Raw genomic sequence first — 17,305 nt, 5'->3', positions numbered from 1 at the left:
CGCCGATCACACGGGCCGAAAAGCCATGCCCCGATCCGCGATTCTCCGCCGGCTCGTGCCGCTGACACAGCGCCCCCAAGGCTTTCCGGTGGGTTCCCGGGCCGGCGGACCACCGGGTACGCGCCGCCGTCCGCCAGCACCGGTACCGCCCTCGGCGGCTGCCACGTTCGACCAGCTCAGCACCGCCGGGTCGGGATACCCGGGTAGTGTGCCGTCGCGTGAGTACTGCCGGAAACGTCGCCGTCGGCCTGATCGCCGCGATCCACGTCTACATCCTGGTCCTCGAGATGTTCCTCTGGACGACGGCACGGGGTCGGCGGGCGTTCGGTACCGAGCCCGAGTTTGCCCGGTCGACCGCCACCCTCGCGGCCAACCAGGGTCTGTACAACGGGTTCCTCGCCGCCGGACTCGTCTGGTCGCTGCTGGCCGACGGCACGACCGCGTTCCAGGCCAAGGTGTTCTTCCTCGCCTGCGTACTCGTCGCCGGTCTCTACGGGGCGGCCACGGCCAGCCGGCGGATCCTGCTGGTGCAGGCCGTACCGGCGGCGATCGGCCTGGCGCTCGTACTGGCCGCGCACTGATCCGACCAGGCGCCGGTCCCTACTCAGCCCGGCGGCGTCACCAACCCCGTCTCGTACGCGATGATCACCAGCTGTACCCGGTCCCGGGCGGCGAGCTTGGTCAGCAGCCGCGCCACGTGGGATTTGGCGGTGGCGACCGTGATGAACAGCTCCCCCGCGATCTCGCTGTTCGACCGGCCACGTCCGATCAGGGTCAGCACCTCCCGCTCCCGCTCGGTGATGCCCGCGACCGGCCGCACGGAACGGACGGCCGACTCGCGGGACTTCACGAAGTCCGCGATGAGACGCCGGGTGACGCCCGGCGCGATCAGGGCGTCACCGGCGGCGACCACCCGGATCGCGGCGAGGATGTCGTCCACCGCCATGTCCTTGACCAGGAACCCGCTGGCGCCGGCCCGGAGCGCCCCGTAGACGTGGTCGTCGGAGTCGAAGGTGGTCAGCACGAGTACCCGGGTCGGACCTGATCCGGCGGCGATCTGCCGGGTGGCCTCGATCCCGTCCATCCCCGGCATCCTGATGTCCATCAGCACCACGTCGGGTTGGAGGTCCCGGACGACCCGGACCGCGTCGGCGCCCGTTCCGGCCTCGCCGACGACCGTCAGGTCGGGGGCGTCGGCGATCAGCACCCGCAGACCGGACCGGACCAGCGGCTGGTCGTCGGCGAGTACCACCCGGACGCTCATCGCGGCGCTGCCGGGGTGCTGACCGGCTCGCGCAGCGGCAGCGTCGCCGACACCCGGAAGCCGCCGCCCGGTCGTGGCCCGGCGCTGAACTCGCCGTGCAGCAGCCCGACCCGCTCGCGCATCCCGGTAATGCCGTGGCCGGTGCCGGGCGCCGGTGCGCCGTGCCCGTCGTCGGTGACCTCGACGTGCAGTTCCTCGGCCCGGTACTCGACGCTCACCCGGCACCGCGCGGTGCCCGCGTGCCGCACCACGTTGGTGACCGCCTCCTGGATCACCCGGTACGCCGACAGTTCGATGTCGGCCGGCAGCGGGCGCCGCTCCCCCCGCCAACACACCTCCACCCGGACGCCGGCCGCCGAGGTGGTGGCGGCCAGCCGGTCCACGTCGGCCAGCCCCGGCGTCGGGCTCAGCGACGCCGGCTCGGATCCGGTGTCCTGCTGTCCCGGTCGCAGGCCGCCGAGGACCCGCCGCAGTCCGGCGAGGGTGTCCCGGCTGGTCGCCTCGATCGCCCGTAGCGCGTTGCGGGCCTCGGCCGGCTGGGTGTCGATGACCCGGCTGCCCACGCCGGCCTGGATCGCGATGATGCCGATGCTGTGCGCGACCATGTCGTGCATCTCGCGGGCGATCCGCAGCCGCTCGGCGGTGACCGCCTGGACCGTCGCCTGGGCGCGGAGTGCCTCGGCGTGCTGCCGGCGGGCCCGGACGGAGTTGCCGATCATCCAGGCGGCGATCATCGCCAGGGAGGGTATCTCGGGCTGGAAGATCGGATCGTCGCTGACCGGGTTGGTGTAGCCGATGGTGATCTGGGCGCAGAGCGCCAGCACCGCCGTGCCGACCGAGATCCGGCGTGGTCGGCCCGCCGCGACGAAGCCCACGACGACGTCGATGGCGAACAGTTGCAGATAGCGGAGGTCGCCCAGGTATCCCGGGGTGTCCAGGCTGATCCCGGTGGTCAGGCCGGCCGAGCCGACGAGCATCAGCGCGAGGGTGGTCAGCGGGCTGCGGCGCAGCAGGGTGGCGGGTAGCGCCATCACGATGGCCGGAAGCAGGTACCGCGGAATGCTCTCCAGCACGTTGACGTACGGCCTGCCATCATTTGAGATGACCAATACGGTAAGAACCAGAAAGAAGGGAAACGCGGCGATTCCGCCCCAGGCCAGGACCGTCCGGGCCGCCGGTGGCACGCGGTGCCGCAGCGGCGGGCGGAGGGCAAAAGGGATGGCATCCACGCCGCGAGACTAGCCAGCTCGCGCCGGACCCGGCATCACACCACGGGCGTACGCCCACGGGCTAACCCTTCCCGGCGATTGCCGTCGGTGGCCGGATGTCCGGATTCGGCGTACCGGACAGCATCGACGTTGTGATCGAAGTCAGCTCAGCCACCAAGCGCTACGGCAGCAAGACCGCCGTCGACAACCTGTCCTTCACCGTCCGCCCCGGGCACGTGACCGGGTTCCTCGGACCCAACGGCGCCGGCAAGACGACCACGCTGCGGATGATCCTCGGCCTGGACGCACCCACCGCCGGCAGCACGACCGTCAGCGGTGTCCCGTTCCGTACCCACCGACGCGGGCTGCGGCACCTCGGCGCGCTGCTCGACGCGCACCACGTACACGGCGGGCGCAGCGGCACGGCGCACCTGTCCGCGCTGGCCCGCAGCAACGGCATTCCGCTGCGGCGGGTGGACGAGGTGTTGCAGGAGGTGGGCCTGACCGACGTGGCGCGGCGCCGGGTCGGCGGGTACTCCCTCGGCATGAAGCAGCGGCTCGGAATCGCCACCGCACTGCTCGGCGACCCCCCGGTGCTGATCTTCGACGAGCCGATCAACGGGATGGACCCGGAGGGCGTGCTCTGGGTGCGGCACCTCTTCCGCCGCCTCGCCGCCGAGGGCCGCACGGTCTTCCTCTCCAGCCACCTGATGACGGAGATGGAGAACACCGCCGACGAACTCATCGTCATCGGGCAGGGCCGGCTCATCGCCGCCGAGCCGCTGTCGCGGTTCGCCGCCCGGAGCACCCGGCTCAGCGTCGTGCTGCGTACCCCGCAGGCCGCCGAACTCGCGGCGGTACTGACCGCCGCGGGTGCGCAGGTCGAGCCGGACGTCCCGGACGGGGTCGGGAGGCTGGCCGTGACCGGGCTGCCGGCGGATCGGATCGGCGTACTCGCCTTCGACAACAAGATCGTCCTACACGAACTGACCCCCCGAACCGCCTCGTTGGAGGAAGCATTCATGGAACTCACCGCCGACAGCGTCGAGTACCTGGCCGGGCAGCAGCGATGAGCGTCCCCGCCGCCGTCGCGCCGTCCAGCTCGGCCGGGCTCGTCGCCGATCCACCCGCCCGGTTCCGCGACCTGCTCGCCGCCGAGTGGATCAAGATGCGGTCGCTCCGGTCGACGCCCTGGACGTTCGGCCTCGTCACCCTGGTCGTCATCGCCTTCGCCGCGGTCGAGGCGTGGGACGACTACACCGATTTTCCGAGCATGAGCCCGGAGACGCAGCGGGAGCCGATGTTCGCGCTCTCCGACGCGTTTCCGCTGACCGGCTACTGGGCGCTGGCGCTCGTCGCGGTCAGCGCCGGCGCGATCGCCGTCGTCAACGAGTACGGCAGCGGCCTGATCCGCACCACGACGGTGGCGGTTCCCGCCCGCGGCGCGGTGGTGCTGGCCAAGGCGGCCGTGGTGACCGTCGCCTGGACGGTCGTCGGCACGGTCATCGCCGCCGGCTCGTTCGCGGTCTCCCAGGCCATCCTCAGTGGGCGGGACGCGTCCGTGTCGATCACCAACCCGATCGCGGTCCGGGCCCTGGTCGCGTCGGCGCTGCTGGCACCGGTCTGCGCACTGATCGGCCTCGGGCTCGGCGTGCTGATCCGGCACAGCGCCACCACCATGGTCACCGGCATTCTCGTCCTGCTCGTGCTGCCGTCCTTCTTCTCGCTCACGACGCGCTGGTCCGCCACGATCAATCACGCGATGGTGCTCACCGCCTGGGAGCGCCTGACCGCGCTCTCGGCCGAGCCGTCCGGTGACGGCTTCTACCGCCCGACGGTCACCGAGTCCTGGATCGTGTTCGCGGCCTGGCCACTCGTCGCGGTCGTCGTCGCGCTGCTCGTCGTCCGCCGCCGAGACGTCTGAACACCTCGGTACGTCGCGACGTCTGAGACCTCGGTAGGTCGCGACGTGGGCCAGGGTTCCCGGCCGATGTGTCGCCTGAGGCACATCGGCCGGGGCCCGCTAACCGGCGTCCGGGGGCGTGGGACCCGTTCCCGCCCCACCCGGCCGGGTCGCGGCCGGACGGCCGTCCACCATGGAGAGCGTGGCCGCGCGTCCCCGCAGGTACCGCTGTTCGGGGAGGCTGGTGGTCAGGCGGGCGGCCGACCGGTAGTAGCGACCGGCGCCCTCGAGGTCACCAGCCATCTCCAGCAGGTGCGCCCGGACCGCGTGGAGCCGGTGGTGTCCGGACAACTGGTCGTCGGTGTCCACCGTCGCGAGGAGGGCGAGACCAGCCTGCGGGCCCCGCACCATCGCGACCGCGACGGCGTGGTTGAGCCGCACGATGGGACCGGGTGCCAGGTCTTCGAGCAGTCGGTACAGCGCGACGATCTGGGCCCAGTCGGTGTCCTCGGCGCGCGCCGCCTCCGCGTGTACGGCGGCGATGGCCGCCTGGACCTGATAGGGGCCGACCGGGGCGTGGGCCAGCGTGTGGGTGATCAGTGCGACGCCTTCGTCGATGGAACTCCGGTTCCACCGGCTGCGGTCCTGGTCGGCCAGCGGGACGAGGCTGCCGTCGGCCCGGGTACGCGCGGCCCGCCGGGCCTCGGTGAGCAGCATCAGCGCGAGCAGTCCGGCGACTTCACCGTCATCGGGCAGCAGTACGCGTACGGTCCGGGCGAGCCGGATCGCCTCTCCGGTCAGCTCGCCACGGTGCAGGTCCGGCCCCGAACTGGCGGTGTAGCCCTCGTTGAAGATCAGGTAGAGGACGTGCAGGACGGAACGGAGCCGTTCCGGTCGCTCGGCCTCGGGCGGCAGCCGGAACTGGGCACCGGCGGCCCTGATCCGTTGCTTGGCGCGGCTGATCCGCTGGGCCATCGTCGCCTCGGGTACCAGGAACGCCCGGGCGATCTCCACCGTGGTCAGGCCGCCGACGGCACGCAGCGTGAGCGCGACCTGGGACGCCGGGGTGAGACTGGAGTGGCAGCAGAGCAGCAGCAGGGTCAGCGTGTCGTCCTCCGCGCCCGCCAGGTCCTCGACGTCTGCGGCCGGCGCCAGAAACTCGTCCGGCGGGGTCTGCGCGGCCACCCGGTCCGCCCGGCGCCGGCCCGCCAGTTCGCTGCGCAACTGGTCGGTCAGTCGGCGGGAGGCGACCCTGATCAACCAGCCCTCCGGACTGTCCGGCACCCCGCCGTCGGGCCACTGCAACGCGGCGGCCAGCAACGCCTCCTGTACGGCGTCCTCGGCGATCTCGAAGTGTCCGTAGCGTCGGACGAGCGCGGCGAGGACCCGCGGCGCCAGCCGGCGCAGCAGGTCCTCGATGTCGGTGCCGACGTTCACATCTCCTGGCCGGACATGTCCATGATCGGGCGTACCTCCACGGCGCCGGACCGGGCGGAAGGGAACCGCGCCGCGATCTCGCCGGCCCGGTCCCGGTGCTCGCAGTCGACGACGACGTACCCCGCCAACTGCGCCCGTACGGCATCGTAGGGCCCGTCCCTGACCGTCGGGACGCCGTCGTGGACCCGAACGGTCCGGCTGTCGAGCGGGTCGGCCAGGGCCGTACCGGCGACCAGCTCCCCGGACTCGGTGATCTCGGTGAACAGCGCCTCGGTCAGCCCGGCCAGCCCGGCACGGTCGGCCGGCTCGCAGTAGATCAAAATCAGGTACTTCACCCCGACTCCTCCGGCAGTTCCGATACGGCGGACACCCACGCAGCAGAGGTCGGAGCGGAGCGACCGGTCTCGACATCGCGCCTCAGCACCGCCCCGGAGCCACCGGGCGCCGCGAACGAGAGAGCTCAGATGCGCTGGTCGCCGAGGACCGAGAGCAGTTGCAGCTTCTCGTAGCTCTCGCTGCCCGGTACCGCGGTGTAGACCAGGAGCGCCTGGGACTGGTCGGGATCCACCAGTGTCTGGCAGTCCAGTTCGAGGAGTCCGACCTGCGGATGCTGGATCCGCTTCGGGGCGCAGTACGGGCCCAGGATGGGATGTTCCCGCCAGATCTCGGCAAACTCCGGGCTGACCGCCAGCAGCGCGTCGACGATGGCGGCCGCACGCGAGCCCCTGCCCTCCCGGGTGTACGCGTCGTGCAGGCTGGCCGCGAAGAGCCGGCTGTGGGTCGGGTGGTCCTCCTCGGGGTAGCTGCGCCGGGTGGCCGGGTCGGTGAACCACCGGTAGTGCAGGCTGCGCGCCAGCCCGGTGTGTCGACTGTCGTCGCCGAGCAACGCGATCGCCAGCCGGGTCTGGGTCAGCGTCTCGCCGAGCAGGTTCACCACCTGCGCGGGGGTGTCCTCCAGCCGGTCGAAGATGCGCATCATCCCGGGATTGATGTGGTCCGCGCGCAGGACCCGGCGTGGTGTGGCGTAACCGGCGAGTCGGAACAGGTGGTCGCGCTCGTCGAGGGACAGCCGCAGGCCACGGGCGATCGCGGCGAGCATCTGCTCGGACGGGTGCGGCCCGCGCTGCTGCTCCAGCCGACTGTAGTAGTCGGTTGACATGTCGGAGAGCGCGGCGACCTCCTCCCGGCGCAGCCCACCGGTACGCCGTCGCCGCCCCCGAGGCAGTCCGACGTCCTCCGGTTGCAGCGCCTCGCGCCGGGTCCGGAGGAAGGCGGCGAGCCGGTCCCGTTCCATGATTCTCAGTTTTCCCTCCTGTGGCGGTGGCCGGCGGTGATTCCGGCGGCGGCATACTCGGTCGTCGGCGAACCCGGACGGGAACGGGCTCCGGCAGCGGTGATCTCAGACGGCGGCGAAATCGACCCCGGCCAGCCGCTCGGAGAGGTCCCAGAGCCGTACCGCGTCGGCCTGGTCCCGGGCCGACCTGTAGATGGCGAGTTCCGTCGGGCCACCGGTGAACTGGCCGAAGCCGTCCGGGCCGTAGAAGCGCCCGCCCAGCGCCTGCGGGCTGGTGGCGGCGTACAGCGCGGGCAGCAGGCCGGCATCGACGGGCTGCACGAATATTCCCCAGCCGGCGAGTCGCTTCATGATCGACTCGACGGGCGAGCGGCGTCGACGGCCCAGGTTCGGGCCGGAGGCGTACAGGTTCGTCAGGGTGGTGCCGGGGTGCGCGACGTTGCTGACGATGCCCCAGCCGTCCGCCGCGCTGCGCCGGTCGAGTTCCAGGCCGAACAGCAGGTTGGCCAGCTTCGACTGACCGTACGACCGCATCGCCGAGTACCCGCGCTCGCTCTGCGGATCGGCCCAGTTGATCTTTCCGGAGCGGGCGGCGGCGCTCGACATGGTGGTGACCCGGGCCCGGCCGGCCCGCAGCAGCGACAGGATCCGGCCGGTGAGCGCCACGTGCCCGACGTGGTTGGTGCCGAACTGGAGTTCCAGGCCCTCGGCCGTGGCGTGTCGGGTGGCCGGCATCATCACACCGGCGTTGTTGATCAGAATGTTGATCGGCCGGCCGTCGCGGTTCAGCGTGTCCGCGAGCGCGGCCACCGAGTCCAGCGAGGCCAGGTCGAGTTCCCGGACGGAGACGGTGGCCTGCGGTACCGCCGCGTGGATCCGGTCGACCGCCGTGGCGCCCTTGCCCGGATTGCGGACCGGCAGGACGAGTTCGGCGCCGGCTCGGGCCAGGCGTACGGCCAGGCCGAGGCCGATGCCGTCGCTCGCACCGGTCACCACGGCGAGCTTTCCGGTCAGATCGGGTACGGACACGTCCTGCACAACTACTCCCCTGGTCGGTGGTGTTCCTCTCGGCTCTGCCAAGAGTGGCAACCTCCACCGATGGGATCCAGGCGAGATCTGTCCAGGGATCAGCGGTACCTGGATAACCTCATCCCGTGACGAGGTCGGCTTCGTGGGCGAGGACGGCCGCTTTTACCCGGTTGCTCAGGTTGAGTCGGGTCAGGATGGCGCTGACGTGGCCTTTGACCGTGCCTTCGACGATGTTGAGCTGGTTGGCGATCTGGGCGTTGGACAGCCCGGCGCCCAGCAACGCCAGTACGTCGCGTTCACGCTGGGTGAGCGTCCCTACCCTGCTCCGTGCTGTTGTCGCGCGGCTGAGTCCTGTGGAGCGAAGCTTGCCGATCACCCGCGCGGCCACTTTCGGTGACAGGTAGGCGCCACCGGCGGCGATGGCGTGGACGCCGGCGATCAACTCGCGCGGGTTGCCGGACTTGAGGAGGAAGCCCCGGGCACCGTCGTCGAGTGCCCGGGTCAGGTAGGCGTCGTCACCGAAGGTGGTCAAGATGGCCACGGCCGCCTCGGGCATCGCCCGGATGATCTCAGCGCCAGCGGCGAGACCGTCGAGGCGGGGCATGCGGATGTCGAGCAGCGCGACGTCGGGGCGGTGCGCCAGGGTGAGTTCGATGGCTTCCCGCCCGTCGCCCGCTTCGGCGACCACCTCGATATCGGGGTCGGTGGTGAGGATCGCCCGGACCCCGGCCCGGATCATCACCTCGTCGTCTGCCAGCAGTACCCGGATCATGATTCCCTCGTGTGTGGCAGCGTGGCCACGATCTCGAACACGTGATCGTGTGGACCGGCCTGGAGCGTTCCGCCGACGAGCCTGACCCGTTCCTGTAGTCCCACCAGGCCGGCCCGGCCACCGGCGCCCGGACGCGAACCCGGAAGCAGGGGGTTGGTGACGGTCAACAAGGTCATGGCGTCAGCTGTCTCCAGTCGTACCCGCACGGCCGTCCCGGCGGCGTGTTTCATGGCGTTGGTCAGCCCTTCCTGGACGATACGGTGCGCGGCCCGGTCGACCATCGGAGGTAGTTGTCGCCGGCCGCGCCACTCCAACGACGCTGCCATTCCGGCTTGGGTGGCCCGGTCGACCAGGTCGTCGATCCGCTCGGAGGCCGGTTGCAGCGATGCGGGCTCGCCGTCGTGCAGCACACCGAGAATTTCGGCCAGCCTTTCGGTCGCCGCCTCGGCCCCGGCCCGCAGGTCCGCCGCCGCCATCCGATGCCGGTCCTCAAGATCGGGTGCTATCTCCAGGGCCCCGGCGCGTAGCGCCATGAGGCTGAGCTCGTGCCCGAGCGTGTCGTGCATGTCGTGCGCGATGCGGGTGCGCTCCTGTAGCCGGGTCCGCTCGGCGGTGGTCGCCACGAGCTCGGCCTGTTGGCGGATGGAGCGGCCCAGCACCCATGGGAGCGCCACCGTCATGACCAGCAGCAGCAGTCCGGTGATCCACGCATCCTCCGCGATCAGAGCGAGTGGGATGGCCAGCGCCGCCCCGGCCGCGAGAACTGCGAGGGCGGGCGCCGGCCGCGACATCCGTCGGCCGGCAAGGAGGCTGATCACACCGAGCGCCGCGCTGAGCGCGGCACTCCACACCGGGACGGCGTCGCCCAGGGCCAGCGCCGTCGCCATGCTCGCGGTCACGCACACGCTCAAGGAGATCAACGGGTACGTCCCGAGCAGCGCCACCGCGGTGAGGGGCGCCAGCAGGGTTCCGGTCAACGCCCACCCTGGCAGCTCGTGGTTGGACAGGGCGACGACCGTCATCAGGGCCGTGAGCAGGGCCAGTGCCCACGGCGGGGCGGGTGATCTCGTCAACCACCCGCCGCCGTTTCTCGTCATGATCGCCGACGCTATCTCGCGGCGAGCTGGGCCGATGCCTCGGGCACCGGCGTCGTGCCGGTCGACCGACGCAGTCGTACCAGGGCGACGGTGCGGGTACCGAGCACGCCGAGGTTCATCGCCGCCGCGACCGTCGTCCACGTCACCAACGCCACCGAGTAGTAGCCGAGTTGGACAAAGGTGATGTCACGCCCGGCTGCGACGACCTGGCTGAGGAGATCGGGAAGCATTACCAACAGGGCGAGAGGGACAAGCCTCGGCAGCAACCGCAGAACGAGCCGCCAGGCGGGCCGGGTGACGAGCCGCGTCGCCCATGCCTGCGTGCGGCGTAGGTTGCGCAGGCCGAGGAGCAGGCTCAACAGGGTCAGCCCGGCCACAACCAGGTCGACAATCAGCCGTATCGGGGCGCCACTCGACGGTTTGCCGCCCGCCACGAGGGTGGCAAGCCCGTCTGCCAGCTGATCGGTGCCCTCGTTACCCAGTCCGATGCCGCTGTTGCCGATGACCGCGATGCCGTAGCCGGAGGGGAGCAGAAGCTGGCTGGCGGTGTAGGTGAACCACACCCCGTTGTGGCGGACCCGCCCTTCCTGGTCGATGTCCCAGCCCATCCCGTAGGTCCACCGCGGGTCGGACGACGTGTGCATGGCCGCGATACTCTCCGCTGAGACCAGTGGCACACCGTTGGCGGATTTGCCCGCGTTGTTCTGGACGATCAGCCACTGCGCCATGTCCTCGGCCGTGGTGATCACGCCGTCGGAGCCGTTGACGAACCGCTTCGGCTCGGCGAGCGGAATCGACGCCCCGTACGCGTAGATGTGTCCCTCGCGCACATCCTGCGGCAGATCGCGAGGAGTCAGATCGATCGTGGCGCTTGCCTGCATGCCGGCCGGGTCCAACACATGACGCCGCAGGTATTGCGCGAACGGCTCACCCGCGACCACTTCGACAAGCCGTGCGGCGAGGTGATAGTTCGTATTCGTGTAGGAGTACCTCGTGCCGGGGTCGGCGGCAAGCGTCGCGTCGCGGGCCCGCACGACAGCCGCTGCCAGCGAGTCCGGCTGCGGCAGGCTCTTCTCCGGAAGTGTCCCGTCGGTGATCCCGGAAGTCTGGTTCAACAACTGCCTGACGGTGATCCGCGCCCCCCGGGGGTCAGCGATCCGGAAGTCGGGAAGGTAACCGCGCACCGGCGCGTCCAACGCCATCTTCCCGGCCTCCACCAACTGCATGACGGCGAGCGCGGTGAACGATTTGCTGAGCGACGCCGCCGGCAGCGGCGTCGTCGCGGTCACCGCTGCGCCCGACGAATCGTGGCCGTAGCCGCCCACGTGGACCACCTGATCGCCCTTGGTGATCGCGATGGCGATTCCTGGATAACCTCCCTGGTCAGCGAAGTCGGTCACCAACCGCTCGACCGCTGCCAGATCCGGTCCTTCCTTCGCGAACGCCGGGCCCGGCACGGCGAGAGCAACCAGCCCCACCGTCGCCGCAGCCACCACACCGCGCCACCAAATCCTGTCCTGCCCCACAGCCCGCTCCGATCATCTCGTTGACGTCAGCCACGCTAGGAGTCCCGGTATCCCCGAACAGGACCCGAACGACGGGGACCACCCCTGACCTTCGTCAGGCCCGACCGAACCGAGCCGACTAGATGATCTTCAATAACCTACGTTTCCTGAAGGCCACTCCAATGAGATCAAAGAGCGCTGGGAACCATTTGTAAGCTCCTTGAGAATGGCCACCGCCGGAAACGACCGCAGCCGCTCCGACCAGCGTCGGCCCGCCGAGCGAGCATCAACGCCGGTCACGGATATCCGGTGGTTTTCGGCCCGTACTACCGGGACCCCTACCCGTGCAGCAGGTCGCGCACGTCGGGCCAGACATAGCGCAGGCACGCCGGACGACCGTTGAGGCGGTCCGGTACGCCACCCGGAGGCGGTACGAGTTCCCGCCCGGCCGGCTTCCCACCCCGCGCCGCGTAGAAGCCCTGTGCCTCGGTGTTCTGCTCCAGCACCCACAGGTACATCGCGGCTGTCGTCCCCCGGTCGCGTACCGCCCGTGCCGCACGGGTGATCAGGGCGGTACCGACCCCGCTCCGCTGCCGGCCACGGGTCACGTGCAGGTTGTCGACCAGTGATCCCCATCGCTCGTCCTTGTCGAGGACGACGTGGACGAACCCGACGATTCCGATGATCGAGGCTTCGGCTTCGGCGAGGATGGTGACGCTGTCCGCTCCCGGCATCGCCAGCCGACTCGACCAGACCGTACGCCGGTCGGCCAGCGCGTCGCCGTCGAGATACGCGTCCGCGTACGCGCCCCGGTAGTGGCGGCGCCAACTGTCGGCATGGAGTGCCGCGATGCCCTCGGCATCGGTGGCGACAGCAGTTCGGAAGGACACCGTCGACAAGCCCACCGCCACCTTCGCTGCATCCCGAGGCGGCGCCCCGCTAGCGCCGGGTGCCGGACGCTACCAGTGGGCCTGCTCCGCCGACCACCGATTTGGCGCCGCTCGGCGGCCTACGCACCGGCGGCAGCACGGCCGTCACGGTCGGGGCGTACCGGTGTACCGGCCGGTCAGCTCGGCGCCGATCCTTGCCAGCTCGGCCTGGACGGATCGCGGTTCGACCACCTCGATCATCGCGCCCCAGCCGGCGAGGTGCCGGGCGATGTCCAACGGGGTCGGCGCGCCCAGCCGGACCCGGGCACGCCCGTCGTCGAGTTCGGCGTCGGTGTGGCAGTGCCGTCCGAAGTGGTTGCGGAGCACGGGTACGAACCGGGCCTCGACGAGCACGGTCGCCCAGGTACGGGACCGCCGCTGCTCCACCTCGCCGACGACCTGTTGCCAGGCGCCCGCGAGCGTGAAGTCGTCCGGCCGATCGGCGGGCTGCTCGGTCGGCTCGGCCCCGACGATCCGATCGACCCGGAAGGTTCGCTGGCCTCGGTCGGTACCGGCGAGCAGGTACCAGATGTCGTCCTTGTCGACCAGGCCCCACGGGTCGACAAGTCGCTCCGTCCGCTCGCGGGCGCTGCTGCTGTAGGTCAGCAGCACCTTCCGCCGACGGACCACGGCCGCCTGCAACAGGTCGACGATCTCGGGCCGGCGACGATCGCGCTCGCCCCACCGGGTGGGGTCGATCATCGTGGCGCTGGCGGCGGCCTCCGCGTCGGCCCGAAAGGTCTGCGGCAGCGCGCGTACGAGCTTGCGCAGCGCCGCCCTGGCCTCTTCCGAGACGGCCGCGGCCGGGCCGACGAGCAGGAACAGCGCCTGCGCCTCGGTCGCCGACAGTCCGGTGAGGTCGGTCCGGGCACCACCGACGAGGGACCAGCCGCCACCCCTGCCCGGCTGCGGATACACCGGAATGCCCGCAGCGGAGAGCGCCTCCAGGTCGCGGCGGGCCGTGGCGACGGACACCTCCAGCTCGGCGGCCAGCTCGGCGGCGGTCGCCCGGCCCCGGGACTGTAGGAGCAGGAGTACGGCGACGAGTCGGTCAGCGCGGATCTTCTCGATCCCTCCGGCAAAGTGCTCAGTTGGTGAGCACTTTAGATCGGAAAATGGTCAGTGTCATCCACCGAGGGAAGGAACAGCCCATGTTGCGAGGACTCGCCACCGTCAACTTCTTCGCCGACGACCTCACCGCCGCGGTGACCTGGTACACCGAACTGCTCGGCATCGAGCCGTACTTCGTCCGCGCCGTTCAAGGCACGCCCGCGTACGTCGAGTTCCGGATCGGCGACTACCAGCACGAACTCGGCATCATCGACGGTCGGTTCGCCGCACCGGACCGGTCCGAGAAGGCCGGCGGCGCGATGGTCTACTGGCACGTCGACGACCTCCGGGCCGCCTTCGAGCGGCTGGTCTCCCTCGGCGCCACGGTGCACGCGGAGCCGGTCGAGCACGGTCCCGGGTTCGTCACCGCGTCCGTGGTCGACCCGTTCGGGAACGTCCTCGGCGTGATGTACAACCGGCACTACCTGGAGATCCTCGGCTCGCAGGCGGAGGTGTGACATGAACACCTTCCTCGCGGCGGTGAACCTCCGCGCCAGTCACCCCGGAGTCCGGGTACCCCCCACCGGCGTTACCTGACCGAACGGGGGCCTGGCCAGGGCGCGTGCGGTCAACGCCGGGGTCACCAACCCGGTCGCCACGAAGACGACGGCCAGGACCACCCACCCGGCGGTACCGCCGTCGAGCAGGAGCAGCGTGAACAGGGCCGGGCCGATCGCCTGGGCCAGGCCGGTCAGCAGGCCACTGACCCCCTGGTACTGGCCGATCGCATGCGGCAACGCCAGTTCGTAGGCGAGGCCGGCGGCGGCGGTCGCGTGGAACAGGTCACCAATGGTGTAGACCACGGTCGCGAGCAGGAGCAGCGTGATGGTGCCGCCGGTGCCGGACCAGCTGGACGTCGGGTAGAGGAGCAGGGCCACCGCGAGCACGAACCCGGCCCGGCGCATCGTCCGGGCGGCCGCGACGGCGTTCTCCACGGCCCGGCTGATCCTTACCGTCAGGAACACCGTCAGGACGGTGTTCGTCACCAGCACCGCGGACACCGTCACCCGGGGCGCCGAGGTCTGGGTGGCGATCCACAAAGGCACCACCAACCCGAGTACGACGCTGTGCGACGCGAGCACCGCGGACACCGCGCTCACCGCGAGGAACCGTCCGTCCCGCAGCGCCGTCCGGTGAGCCGTACCCGGATCTGTCGGGGTCGGCGGTAACGGAGGCAGCCGCATGACCAGGCCGGCGGAGACGAGATACGTGAGCGCGTTGCCGAGCACCAGCAGGGTGTAGCCGAGCCTGCTGTCGGCGGCCAGCGCGAGCCCGGCCAGTGCGGCCCCCGCACTGATCCCGATGTTGGCGACGGCTCGCAGCGTCGCGAAGGCGTGGACCCGGCCGGCTGGACCGGCGACGGCGGCGACGAGCGCCGCCCGCACGGAGAGATTGCCGGCGGCCAGGAGGGCGTCGACGACCGCGACCAGCAGGAAGGTCGGAAACGACTGGACCAGCAGATACGACGCCGCGACCGCCGCCTGGAGCAGTTGCAGCAGGGCGCGCAGGGACCGTGGGTCCCGTCGATCGGCAAGCTGGCCCAGCGGCACGCTGGCCGAGAGCCCGATCAGCCCGGCGACGGTGAGTCCCAGCCCTACCGAGGTGGCCGGCAGGCCGACGCTCCGGGTGAGGAACAGGGCGGCGCCGGCGAACCACAGCCCCAACCCGACGGTGTTGGCCAACGTGCCCCAGGCCAGGGTCCGCAGCTGCCCCGCCGGTGGGATCGGTGACCACCGCCGGAACGTGCCGCGCGTACTCATCCGGCCGACCATACGAGGCCGGCCGGTTGCCGACCGTGGTCCCGGTCACAGGCATCGACGGGCCCTCGTGCCGGGGGCGAACACGATACGCTCCGGCTCGGAGTTTTCGGCCTGTCCGAGGACGGGCGGACGGGGGGAAACGCTGTGCGTGGTTCACTGCGAACTCGATGGGTGGCCCTGCTCGCGGTTGGCGCCAGTCTGCTGCTGCCCGTGGCGTCGGCCCGGGCGGACGTCGTCGATCCGGCGACCGCGCCGAACATCCGGACCCTGACCTACAACGTCTGCGGCGCCCATGCGCCCTGTCAGAGCGACCGTGACCTCGCCTCCTGGACCAGGGCGATCAAGCAGGAGATCGACGCCTGGCAGACGGACGTGGTGATGCTGCAGGAGTTGTGCATCGGACAGTGGACGTCGCTGCGCGGCGCGCTGACCGGCTATCGCGGCGTCTGGGCCAGCACGGTCGCCTCGGCCAGCCGCTGCGCCAAGTGGGACGCCGGTGGAGACACCCGGTTCGGGCTGGGAATCTTCATCCAGGCGTCGACGACGGACAGGGTGGACAGATTCGCCGCCCAGCTTGACGTCCCGGACGACGAGGAGCCACGGGGGGTGCTGTGTGCGCGTGGTCCGGTGCAGGGGCGTACGACCCTGGCCTGCACCACCCACCTGGCCCAGTACATCCCGCCGGACAACGGCTCCGGGCAGGTGGTCGCGTTGCTGGACCGGTGGTCCGCCGGGCTGCCGGTGATACTCGGTGCCGATCTGAACGAGGTACCCCGTTCGGCCGCGCAGGCGTCGGTCCTGACGGGAGTGCCCGGCACCGGCAGGTTCGCCGAGGTCGACGAGAACGACCGGGACCACTTCGACCAGGCTTGCCTGGTCGCGGGTGCCACCGCCTGCCGTTCCGGTGAACCGACGGTCGTCATCAACGGCGTCGAAAAGAAGTTCGACGACATCTTCGTCACCGCAGATGACTTCCACACCGTACGTGGTGACGCGATCGAACCTGACCTGTCCGACCACAAGCTGCTGCGGGGCGCGGCGTACGCCGAGACGAGGAGCCCCTCGGGCGTGCCGGGTGACCTCACCAACGACGGTCGGCCGGATCTGGTGGCAGTCCAGAACGAGGGCAACCTGAGGCTGTACTCAGGGCTCGGCGCGGGACAGCTCGGCAGTTCCCGGGAGATCGGTACCGGCGGCTGGACCAACGCGCTGGTGGCCCACCGTGGCGACTGGACCGGCGACGACCGGGAGGATCTGCTGGTCCGCCTCGACGACCAGCTCTGGGTGTATCCGAACACCGGCAGTGGCGACCTCGGTAACCGGATCGCCATGCGTGGCCGGCCCACCGGCTGGGCCGGCGCCACCGCGATCGCCGCCGACGACATGGACGGCGACGGCCATCCGGACCTGATCGTCCGGGACGCGTCGGGACTGTGGCTCTACCGGGGTGACCCGGCGGCCCCACCCGGACTGGTCAGCACCGCTCCGGTCCGGATCGGCGGCGCCGAGTGGGCGCAGTTCGATCCGCTGGCGCCGGGCGACGCGACCGGCGACGGCTCGGCCGACCTCTGGGCCCGGGACCGCGCCGACGGAACCCTGTGGCTCTACCCGAACACCGGGAACGGTTCACTCGGCACGCCACGACCGGCCGCCGACCGCCGCTGGCCGGTAGCCGACTCGCCGCTGGTCGGCTCGCTCGGTGACATCACCGGGGACGGATACCCCGATCTCTGGGCGACCACGAACGCCGGTACGGACAGCTCGCTGCTGTTCCACCCCGGAACGGCCGACGGCCTCGGCGATCCCGTGAATGTGGGCACCGGTGGCTGGCAGTGGATCCTGCGCCTGAACTGAACTGAACGCCCGGCACCCGTGGGGGCGCCGTTCCGGCCGGCGCGTACCCGTCCACCGCCGGCCGGGGCGAGCCGCTCCCCGTGACCGGGTCAGGACGAAGAGCGATCCGTCGACGATCACGCCGCACAGCGATGTAAAACTTT

General features: G+C 70.8%; 17 protein-coding genes. 5 read left to right on the top strand and 12 right to left on the bottom strand.

Translation table 11 applies throughout. From position 1 onward, the window contains the following. Window positions 1-218: 218 nt before the first annotated feature. Window positions 219-581 (top strand): DUF1304 domain-containing protein, encoded by a 363-nt coding sequence (locus H4W31_RS30165; RefSeq protein ID WP_192769728.1) that lies wholly within the window; start codon window positions 219-221, stop codon window positions 579-581. Between the two features lie 23 nt (window positions 582-604). Here the strand turns inward: H4W31_RS30165 and H4W31_RS30160 are convergent, their stop codons facing one another. Further along, window positions 605-1,264: a response regulator gene (locus H4W31_RS30160; RefSeq protein WP_192769727.1), complete on the bottom strand. Its 660-nt coding sequence runs from the start codon at window positions 1,262-1,264 to the stop codon at window positions 605-607. Continuing rightward, window positions 1,261-2,493 (bottom strand): sensor histidine kinase, encoded by a 1,233-nt coding sequence (locus H4W31_RS44480; protein ID WP_318783480.1) that lies wholly within the window; start codon window positions 2,491-2,493, stop codon window positions 1,261-1,263. Before H4W31_RS44480 ends, H4W31_RS30160 begins: the two co-directional genes overlap by 4 nt. A 95-nt stretch (window positions 2,494-2,588) precedes the next feature. Between H4W31_RS44480 and H4W31_RS30150 the strand changes: the two genes are divergently transcribed. Both H4W31_RS30150 and H4W31_RS30145 read left to right on the top strand, forming a co-directional pair. Further along, window positions 2,589-3,545, top strand: coding sequence for an ABC transporter ATP-binding protein (locus tag H4W31_RS30150; protein ID WP_225945756.1), 957 nt, complete (start codon window positions 2,589-2,591; stop codon window positions 3,543-3,545). Next, window positions 3,542-4,396 (top strand): ABC transporter permease, encoded by an 855-nt coding sequence (locus H4W31_RS30145; RefSeq protein WP_192769726.1) that lies wholly within the window; start codon window positions 3,542-3,544, stop codon window positions 4,394-4,396. Before H4W31_RS30150 ends, H4W31_RS30145 begins: the two co-directional genes overlap by 4 nt. A 99-nt stretch (window positions 4,397-4,495) precedes the next feature. Here the strand turns inward: H4W31_RS30145 and H4W31_RS30140 are convergent, their stop codons facing one another. From H4W31_RS30140 to H4W31_RS44475, 9 genes are all read right to left on the bottom strand, one after another. Next, window positions 4,496-5,812, bottom strand: a complete 1,317-nt coding sequence (locus H4W31_RS30140) for an RNA polymerase sigma factor (protein WP_192769725.1) — start codon at window positions 5,810-5,812, stop codon at window positions 4,496-4,498. Then, window positions 5,809-6,147 (bottom strand): YciI family protein, encoded by a 339-nt coding sequence (locus H4W31_RS30135; protein WP_318783479.1) that lies wholly within the window; start codon window positions 6,145-6,147, stop codon window positions 5,809-5,811. Before H4W31_RS30135 ends, H4W31_RS30140 begins: the two co-directional genes overlap by 4 nt. A gap of 125 nt (window positions 6,148-6,272) precedes the next feature. Then, the gene (locus tag H4W31_RS30130; RefSeq protein ID WP_192769724.1) at window positions 6,273-7,106 is read right to left on the bottom strand and encodes a helix-turn-helix transcriptional regulator; all 834 of its coding nucleotides are present in this window, start codon (window positions 7,104-7,106) and stop codon (window positions 6,273-6,275) included. A 105-nt stretch (window positions 7,107-7,211) separates the two neighbouring features. Continuing rightward, window positions 7,212-8,144 carry an SDR family oxidoreductase gene (locus H4W31_RS30125; protein WP_192769723.1) on the bottom strand — a complete coding sequence of 311 codons (933 nt, stop codon included), beginning with the start codon at window positions 8,142-8,144 and terminating at the stop codon, window positions 7,212-7,214. Window positions 8,145-8,253: 109 nt separating this feature from the next. Further along, on the bottom strand, window positions 8,254-8,907 hold the full coding sequence (locus H4W31_RS30120) for a response regulator (protein WP_192769722.1): 654 nt from the start codon (window positions 8,905-8,907) through the stop codon (window positions 8,254-8,256). Then, a complete protein-coding gene (locus H4W31_RS30115; RefSeq protein WP_192769721.1) occupies window positions 8,904-10,004 on the bottom strand; it encodes a sensor histidine kinase in 1,101 nt (366 codons plus the stop codon). Before H4W31_RS30115 ends, H4W31_RS30120 begins: the two co-directional genes overlap by 4 nt. An 11-nt stretch (window positions 10,005-10,015) precedes the next feature. After that, window positions 10,016-11,530, bottom strand: coding sequence for a serine hydrolase domain-containing protein (locus H4W31_RS30110; RefSeq protein ID WP_318783478.1), 1,515 nt, complete (start codon window positions 11,528-11,530; stop codon window positions 10,016-10,018). A gap of 317 nt (window positions 11,531-11,847) precedes the next feature. Continuing rightward, window positions 11,848-12,399, bottom strand: a complete 552-nt coding sequence (locus tag H4W31_RS30105) for a GNAT family N-acetyltransferase (protein WP_318783477.1) — start codon at window positions 12,397-12,399, stop codon at window positions 11,848-11,850. 144 nt (window positions 12,400-12,543) lie between these two features. Next, window positions 12,544-13,470 (bottom strand): helix-turn-helix transcriptional regulator, encoded by a 927-nt coding sequence (locus H4W31_RS44475; protein ID WP_225947273.1) that lies wholly within the window; start codon window positions 13,468-13,470, stop codon window positions 12,544-12,546. 119 nt (window positions 13,471-13,589) lie between these two features. On the opposite strand from H4W31_RS44475, the gene H4W31_RS30095 reads away from it, so the two are divergent. Next, window positions 13,590-14,006: a VOC family protein gene (locus H4W31_RS30095; protein WP_192769719.1), complete on the top strand. Its 417-nt coding sequence runs from the start codon at window positions 13,590-13,592 to the stop codon at window positions 14,004-14,006. Window positions 14,007-14,045: 39 nt separating this feature from the next. Here the strand turns inward: H4W31_RS30095 and H4W31_RS30090 are convergent, their stop codons facing one another. Then, a complete protein-coding gene (locus tag H4W31_RS30090; RefSeq protein WP_192769718.1) occupies window positions 14,046-15,308 on the bottom strand; it encodes an MFS transporter in 1,263 nt (420 codons plus the stop codon). 144 nt (window positions 15,309-15,452) lie between these two features. Here H4W31_RS30090 and H4W31_RS30085 point away from each other — a divergent pair, with 144 nt between their 5' ends. Further along, window positions 15,453-17,162: an FG-GAP-like repeat-containing protein gene (locus tag H4W31_RS30085; protein WP_192769717.1), complete on the top strand. Its 1,710-nt coding sequence runs from the start codon at window positions 15,453-15,455 to the stop codon at window positions 17,160-17,162. Window positions 17,163-17,305 lie beyond the last annotated feature (143 nt).

This window comes from Plantactinospora soyae (assembly GCF_014874095.1).
GTDB classification, from domain to species: domain Bacteria; phylum Actinomycetota; class Actinomycetes; order Mycobacteriales; family Micromonosporaceae; genus Plantactinospora; species Plantactinospora soyae.
Note: the sequence above shows the minus strand (reverse complement) of the source record. Positions and strands in the feature narration are given on the sequence as shown.